Genomic DNA, 7,267 nt, shown 5'->3' with positions numbered 1-7,267 from the left:
GTTCAAGGATTATCGTACTTAATTTCGAATATTCCCGGTTAAGTTGACGATACCGAAATTTGGAATCTACGTACTGATGAAAAGGTTTAATTAGCGTAAGACTAACATAGTAGGCAAATTCTAAATCCTGATCAATAATTGCAGCCTCTCCAATACCTGCTCCTACACGGGTTAACAAAATATCATTTTTTTCAGGTTTTCCACCCTGAGTTATCTTTAGATAGTCATTCTCTGAAACAAATCTATGGTCTTCAGGCAAAAACGATAGGGTTTAACATTTTTTGCAGATAGTAATGGTTTACCAGCTTCTGTGTATTTTGGAGTACTTGCAATCCCACATGTTATTACGCTCGTTATATCTATAAACCTGATAGAAATCCAAGTAGGTGGAAGCTTCAAAGATTCTTCGCTATTCTGAATAACTGGTGATCTATGGCTTCTAATCTTTGCCTTTCCCAATTAATCTTTCTTTCTCTTGTTGAATTTTCCTGAGGAGAACTTTAGCAGGTTCGTCATTAGAATTTTGAGGAACTAGTTTGCCACGCACAGCCAATTGCAAAACAATTTCCCGCAACTTGGTAACGGCATTGGGAGCATCGGTCAGCAATTCAAAATTCTGAAAAAACGTTTCTATCTTCATTCTTCTCATTCCCCTCCTTCTGACAGCAATGCTTCTAATAAAGCAACTAAAGGTGGCAGGTTATTTTGTGCTGTATTCCAGACAATTCTCAAATTCACCTGAAAATATTCATGGGCATCACATTTCGCATATCGCTCATGAATCGCCAGGGAATATCAGAATATTTCACCTGCACTTCAGTTGGAATGTTGATTGCAGCTTCCCCAATTACGACAAAATCATAGAGAACTGCTTTTGCCACTGTTTCATTTTCCGTAAACTCCTCAAAACTCATGCCTGCTGTGCGTTGTTGAATGCTAGCGATCGCATTCACAATGTCTCTCACGCGCAGTTGCCAATCTCTAGAGGGCACGGATCACATCCTTCAGCACAGGTTCTCTCAGGTGTTCCCGCAGCGAATCTTTCGTTCCCAGATCCACCTCACATCCCAAGATTTCCTCCAGGTAATGCTGCACCCGGAACAACTCAAATAAACCCGCTTCTGTAGAAAACTCCACCAAAAAATCCGCATCACTTGTTGATGTTGCCTCATTTCGGGCGATCGAGCCAAACAACTCCAGAGACTTGACTCCCAAGCTCCTCAGTGTCTCCCGGTGGGCTGCAATAATGCCTGAAACCTGCGATCGCTCCATCTGTCTACTCCTGACGTTCCAGGGATGACTTCAACTCAAACTTCAGCTTACTCCGCACCTCATCCAACTCCTTCAGCAATTTCTGATGTGCTACCAGCATCTCATCGAGATCAGCGTGTTCCACATCCACCTGATGCGGGTTCTTGATATCCAGGTTGTAGTTGTTCGCCCTGATGGTTTCCACCGACACCTTCCAGGCAAACTCATTCTCCTCCCGATTGTGCCACCAGGCTTGCTCCGGCTCAAACTCCTCAAACCGAATCGGCTTTGTCTTGTTATAAGACTTGTACCCCGGCGGATAGACCGAATCGGCTTTGTCTTGTTATAAGACTTGTACCCCGGCGGATAGGGATGCTCGTAGTACCAAACCTCCGTCGTCGGCTCTCCCTTGGTAAAAAACAGCAGATTCGTCTTGATGCCCGTATAGGGGTTAAACACGCCATTGGGCAACCGAACGATCGTATGCAGATTGCACTCTTGCAGCAGCTTTTCCTTAATCCGCGTCTTCACACCCTCGCCAAACAGCGTGCCATCAGGAAGCACGATCGCCCCTCTGCCGCCCTCTTCTAACAGATGCATAATCAGCACCAGAAACAGGTCTGCCGTTTCCCGTGTCCGGTACGCTGCTGGGAAATTCGTCTCAATTCCGTCCTCCTCCATGCCCCCAAAAGGCGGGTTGGTGACAATCACCTGCACCTTTTCCTGAGTAGAGTAGTCCCGCAACGGTCGCGCCAGCGTGTTGTCATGCCGAACGGGAGGCACATCCACCCCATGCAGCAGTAGGTTAGTCATACAGAGCAGATGAGGCAGTGGCTTTTTTTCAACCCCTTGGATCGATCGTTGCAGCGTCTCCTCATCCTCCGCCGTCTTCACATAGTTCTTGCGAATATATTCCAGCGCACAAGTGAGAAAGCCACCTGTTCCACACGCCGGATCAAACACCTTCTCACCCAATTTAGGATCGGTCATCGTCACCATAAACTGCGTCACTGCACGAGGCGTATAATACTCGCCCGCATTGCCCGCACTCTGCAAGTCCTTAAGAATCTTTTCGTAAATCTCGCCAAACAGGTGACGGTCTTTCGCCGAGTTAAAGTCCACCTCATTCAGCTTGTTAATCACCTGCCGCAGAAGAGTGCCATTTTTCATGTAGTTATAGGCATCCTCAAACACATCCCGCACCACCTTCGCCCGTGAGTCGGTTCCAGGTCCGATCGGCAGTTCCTTCAACGTCTTAAACAGGACATTATCCACAAAGTCCAGCAAGGTTTCCCCAGTCATCCCTTCCGCATCCGTCGCCCAATTCCGCCAGCGCAATGCCTCCGGAATCGGTGAGTGATACTCCTCCCGCATCAACTCATACTCCTCCTCCTGGGCATCAAACACCTTTAGAAACAGCATCCACACCAGTTGGCTAATGCGCTGGGCATCGCCATCCACTCCTGCATCCTTCCGCATGATGTCTTGAATGGTCTTAATTGTGGTGCTGGTTGACATGGTTAATTCACCTGAGGAAGCAGTCAGATAATGAGCGAAACAGCGAAACGACGATCGACAAATGAGCGCACCGTATGCGTCAGTTAGGTCATTGCGCCATCAAGGGTACGAATATAGCAGATTCCAGACCGGGTCGCGCTGTTAGGAGTTGTTAAGAAAGCACAGCATGACTTCCGCTAGAAATACCCATCTCAGAAGCACACCTTCCACATGACGCAGACCAGACGGTTTACAACCGTTTTTTCCTGAATGAGCCATCATGCAACCCTATAAAGCTCTGTTGTCATTTCCTGTATTGCCTGGAAATACGCCTGTCTGCTGCCAAACAACTTGATGATCTCCGTTGGCGTACCCAACCGATTCAGCGGTTGAACCTTCAGAACATTAATGTCCTCAATGTTCTCAATGCCCTCATCGGCATACTTGTTCAATAATGCCTCTAAAATCGCTCTTGCCTGCTGTCCATATTTCGTAAAGTAATCCCGCTTACGAACTTGTTCCGCCCGCTCTTTACGGCTGAGCGGTGGCTGATCAAACGCCACATGGCAGATCAGGTCAAAAGAATCAAAATCTTTGCTCACTTCCTCTGCCAGTGCTTCTAACAAAACACCCCGTTCCTCTAATTCCCTTAAAATTTCCTGTTTCCGCTCTGCCTCACTCCATCGCTTCAAGAAGGAATCTAGAGAAGAAAACTCCTGTCGTACCGTCTTCCGGGTAAAGTCCTTAATCGATTCCGTAATTAATCGACCATCAGAACCGTAATACTGCACTCGCTCCCGGACAATGCCTGCTTCTTCACTGGCAACCACATACTTGACTCGTCTGTTGCTTCCAGTCGTAGCACCAATAATTACCGCCTCTTCTCCCCCCTCTTCTTCAGCAGGCGGAACGATTGGCTCTCCCTTCTTAGGTTCATAAATCTGCACTGGATCACCATCAAAATCCGGGTCGTAAAACAGTTCCGTCGCCTTTTTGAAGTCCATGATGGTGAAGTACAGCTTGTGGTACTCCTCATTGATACGAGTGCCCCGACCAATGATTTTCTTGAACTCCGTCATCGACTGAATCGGGCGATCAAGCACAATCAGCTTGCAGGTCTGGGCATCAATTCCCGTGGTCATTAGCTTAGAGGTTGTAACGATCACCGGATAGGTTTCGTTCGGCAGCCAAGGCAGCATTCTCATTCACCAGTGCCTTTTGCATTCGCTCCGCATGGTCAATGTCTTCACAGAAGACGATCGTCTTCATGTAAGGATCACCGCTTTCCTGCAAAAACTGGGTAATACGTTGGGCAACCAGTTCAATTCGTCGCTCAAAGACAATGACGCGATCGATGTCCTTCTGGTTATAAATCCGGTCTTCGATTTCCCGTCCATATTTATCCGTTTGCCCTGGCTGCGGTCGCCACCCTTCCAGATCTTTATCGATGTCAATCTTCACCACTTTATAGGGAGCTAAGAAACCATCCTCAATTCCCTGCTTAAGAGAGTAGGTGTAGAGCGATTCCCCAAAATACTCAATGTTGGAAACTTCTTTGGTTTCTTTCGGTGTTGCCGTCAGACCAATCTGGGTCGCTGAGTCAAAATACTCCAAAATCTCTCGCCATGCTGAGTCTTCCGCCGCGCTGCCTCGGTGACACTCATCCACAATCACCAAGTCGAAGAAGTTGCGGGAAAACTGTTTGTAAATGTCCTGTGCTTCTGTCGTACCCGAAACTGCTTGGTACAGCGCCAGATAAATCTCAAACGACTTATCAACCTGCCGTTTGGTAATTTTAGTCATTGCCGAGCCAAACGGCTTGAAATCGTTTGTCTTCGTCTGGTCAATCAAGATATTGCGGTCTGCCAGGAAGAGAATGCGTTTTTTGGCTCCCGATCGCCATAACCGCCAAATAATTTGAAATGCCGTAAAGGTCTTGCCCGTTCCGGTTGCCATCACCAGCAGGATGCGGTTCTGTCCTTTCGCGATCGCCTCGATCGTTTTATTAATCGCGTTGAGCTGGTAGTATCGCGGTTCCTTACCAGTCCCATCAAAGTAATAGTCCTGGGTCACGATCGGCTCAATTTCTGACTCAATCCCTTTCCAGACGCAGTATCGCTGCCACAACTGCTCCGGTGATGGAAACTCATTCAGAGCAAATTCTCGCTCGACCTGAGCAGCAGCACCCGTGCGATCGTGCTCTAAAAAGGCATCTCCGTTGGAACTGTAAACAAAGGGAATTTCCATAATCTCGGCATAGTTCAGTGCCTGCTGCATCCCATCACCGATGCCGTGATTGTTATCCTTCGCTTCTACGATCGCCAGTGGCACATTGGGTTTGTAGTAAAGAATGTAGTCCGCCCGTTTTGACTCTCCCCGACTCACCAGTTTGCCTTTTGGGTTGACTCTCCCCTTCGTAAACGTCACCTCTTCCCGAATCTGAGTTTGAATATCCCATCCGGCACCCACAATTCCAGGAGTGATGTACTTTGTACAAATGTCCCGCTCACTTAAGGAACGTTTATCGAGTTGTTCTGGCATAAATTAGGGCTGATGGATGAGGAACGAGCTATTTTGATGGGTGCCCATAACACAGCACCACGAAAAACAATCTGCACCCTATCGGCAATCAGGAAACCGGTCAATGTACTTGATCTTGAAGATGAGCCGATTTCAGAGTTCCTGTATTCCAGACCCAACTGACGGCCAAACAAGTTAGCTAAGTTGCCAATCAATTGAAGCCTTTTTTGAGCCGTTTGCCCAGTTTTTATATCTCAATAGGGAAACAGCCTGTCCATCATCAATGGCGGCGCTCTCTTCTCCTGTCAATGCCCGTCAGTGATCGCCACTGAACAAAAATGAAGCTGTCATGGGTAAAGCGATCGTCCTATCCGATGAGGTCATCCCCGAAGACGAGGTAGACGAAGACGATTCATGAGTAACAACCCTATTGTGAGTTAGTAAAAAGCTCTTGCAAAAACGCTGAATAACGGATAATCTGCTTAGAAGAAGTAGGACATTTGTTCTTATGAGTCAGATTACGATTCAGTATCGTTTAGTTGCTTCACCAGAAACCCGCCAACAGCTTTGGACGCTGATAGCAGAGCGCAACACGCCACTCATCAATACCCTCATCGAGCAACTGAGTCAGCACTCCGAGTTTGAAACGTGGCGACGCAAAGGTAAAATTTCTTCTGCTGTCGTCTCTCAGCTTTGTAAACCCCTCAAAACAGATTCCCGCTTCAGTGGTCAACCCGCTCGACTCTATACTTCCGCAGAACATGCCGCAGATTACATTTTCAAGTCCTGGTTAGCCATTCAGAAACGGCTTCAACAGAAGCTGGACGGTAAATTGCGCTGGTTGGAAATGCTCAAGAGCGATGAAGAATTAGCCCAGGAAAGTGGAGTTGAACTTGGCAGAATTCGCGATCGCGCCACTGCCCTCTTGCGCAAACTTCAGCCATCTCCTACTGTCGATCCAGCAAACCAAACCCCAGTCAAACAAGGTAAAAAGCGCAAAAAATCAGAGTCTTCAGACCGCAGTTTGGCGAATCAACTGTTCGATCACCATCAGGATGCCAAAAAGGTGCTGGAACGGGGCGCGATCGCCTACCTGCTCAAAAACGGTTGCCAAGTACCCAATCAGGAAGAGGACATTCAAAAATTCGCCCAACGCCGCCGAAAAATTGAACTTCAAGTCATAAGACTTCGGGAGCAGCTAGAAGCGCGAATTCCCCACGGTCGAGACTTGACCGGGCAAAGCTGGCTGCAAACGCTAGATATTGCTACCCTAACCGTCCCGAAAGATAACGCTGAGGCAAAACGTTGGCAGGATAGATTACTCACCAAACCCAGTGTTCTGCCCTTTCCACTGGTCTTCGAGACGAATGAAGATCTGGTCTGGTCCCTTAGTGTCAAAGGTCGCCTCTGTGTCCATTTCAGTGGATTTAGTGACCACACCTTTGCCCTCTACTGTGACCAACGCCAACTCCCCTGGTTCCAGCGATTTCTGGAAGATCAGGAAACCAAACGCGCTGGCAAAAATCAACATTCCAGCGGTCTTTTCACGCTTCGGTCTGCTCATCTGGCTTGGCAGGAGGAGGAAGGGAAAGGAGAACCTTGGGAAAAATTCATCGCCTGACCCTCTACTGCACCGTAGACACCCACCTTTGGAGCCAGGAAGGAACCGAGCAAGTCCGTCAGGAGAAAGCAGCTGATATTGCCAAGAAAATCAGCCAGATGCAAGATAAGGGCAACCTGTCTAAAACGCAGGAGGGCTATGTCAAGCGGATGAACTCCACCCTGGAACGGATTAACAATCCCTTCCACCGTCCCAGCCAAGCGCTCTACCAGGGGTACCCCAACATTTTGGTGGGGATGAGTTTGGGATTGGAGAAGCCCGTTACCGTTGCCGTGTGGGACGCCAGCACCAATCGGGTTCTCGCCTATCGAAGTATCCGACAGTATAGCCCTACTAATCCAGGTTAGGACGTATGGTAGAGCCATAATGCATGATCAA

At 48.2% G+C, this 7,267-nt stretch carries 6 protein-coding genes and 3 pseudogenes; 2 read left to right on the top strand and 7 right to left on the bottom strand.

The window, feature by feature from the left end; all coding sequences use genetic code 11:
• The 7 genes and pseudogenes from AC5I6P_RS25460 to hsdR all read right to left on the bottom strand — a co-directional run.
• The coding region (locus AC5I6P_RS25460; protein WP_495696573.1) for a restriction endonuclease subunit S domain-containing protein at window positions 1-259 on the bottom strand (259 nt) is incomplete at its 3' end.
• A gap of 180 nt (window positions 260-439) precedes the next feature.
• Complete coding sequence (locus AC5I6P_RS25455; RefSeq protein WP_495696572.1) at window positions 440-640, bottom strand: hypothetical protein; 201 nt, start codon at window positions 638-640, stop codon at window positions 440-442.
• A 5-nt stretch (window positions 641-645) separates the two neighbouring features.
• Window positions 646-914 (bottom strand): annotated as a pseudogene (locus tag AC5I6P_RS25450) (HepT-like ribonuclease domain-containing protein).
• Window positions 915-981: 67 nt separating this feature from the next.
• Window positions 982-1,272, bottom strand: coding sequence for a nucleotidyltransferase family protein (locus AC5I6P_RS25445; protein WP_495696571.1), 291 nt, complete (start codon window positions 1,270-1,272; stop codon window positions 982-984).
• Window positions 1,273-1,276: 4 nt separating this feature from the next.
• A complete protein-coding gene (locus AC5I6P_RS25440) occupies window positions 1,277-1,534 on the bottom strand; it encodes an N-6 DNA methylase (RefSeq protein ID WP_495696574.1) in 258 nt (85 codons plus the stop codon).
• Between the two features lie 131 nt (window positions 1,535-1,665).
• Window positions 1,666-2,730 (bottom strand): annotated as a pseudogene (locus AC5I6P_RS25435) (class I SAM-dependent DNA methyltransferase); the annotation flags it as partial.
• Between the two features lie 296 nt (window positions 2,731-3,026).
• A pseudogene (gene hsdR / locus AC5I6P_RS25430) lies at window positions 3,027-5,289 on the bottom strand (EcoAI/FtnUII family type I restriction enzme subunit R).
• A gap of 487 nt (window positions 5,290-5,776) precedes the next feature.
• Between hsdR and cas12k (AC5I6P_RS25425) the strand changes: the two are divergent.
• Both cas12k (AC5I6P_RS25425) and cas12k (AC5I6P_RS25420) read left to right on the top strand, forming a co-directional pair.
• Entirely contained in the window at window positions 5,777-6,889 is a 1,113-nt protein-coding gene (cas12k, locus tag AC5I6P_RS25425) for a type V CRISPR-associated protein Cas12k (RefSeq protein WP_495696570.1), read from the top strand.
• Window positions 6,868-7,236, top strand: a complete 369-nt coding sequence (cas12k, locus tag AC5I6P_RS25420) for a type V CRISPR-associated protein Cas12k (RefSeq protein ID WP_495696569.1) — start codon at window positions 6,868-6,870, stop codon at window positions 7,234-7,236. Before cas12k (AC5I6P_RS25425) ends, cas12k (AC5I6P_RS25420) begins: the two co-directional genes overlap by 22 nt.
• The last annotated feature ends 31 nt before the right edge of the window (window positions 7,237-7,267 follow it).

This window comes from Myxacorys sp., from assembly GCF_059501405.1.
The sequence above is the reverse complement of the archived record's forward strand: the minus strand, read 5'-3'. Positions and strand labels throughout refer to the sequence as shown.

Coding starts and splice junctions, on each gene's coding strand:
- AC5I6P_RS25445 (WP_495696571.1), bottom strand. CDS start 1,272: ATGGAGCGATCGCAGGTTTCAGGCATTATTGCAGCCCACCGGGAGACA.
- AC5I6P_RS25455 (WP_495696572.1), bottom strand. CDS start 640: ATGAAGATAGAAACGTTTTTTCAGAATTTTGAATTGCTGACCGATGCT.
- cas12k (WP_495696570.1), top strand. CDS start 5,777: ATGAGTCAGATTACGATTCAGTATCGTTTAGTTGCTTCACCAGAAACC.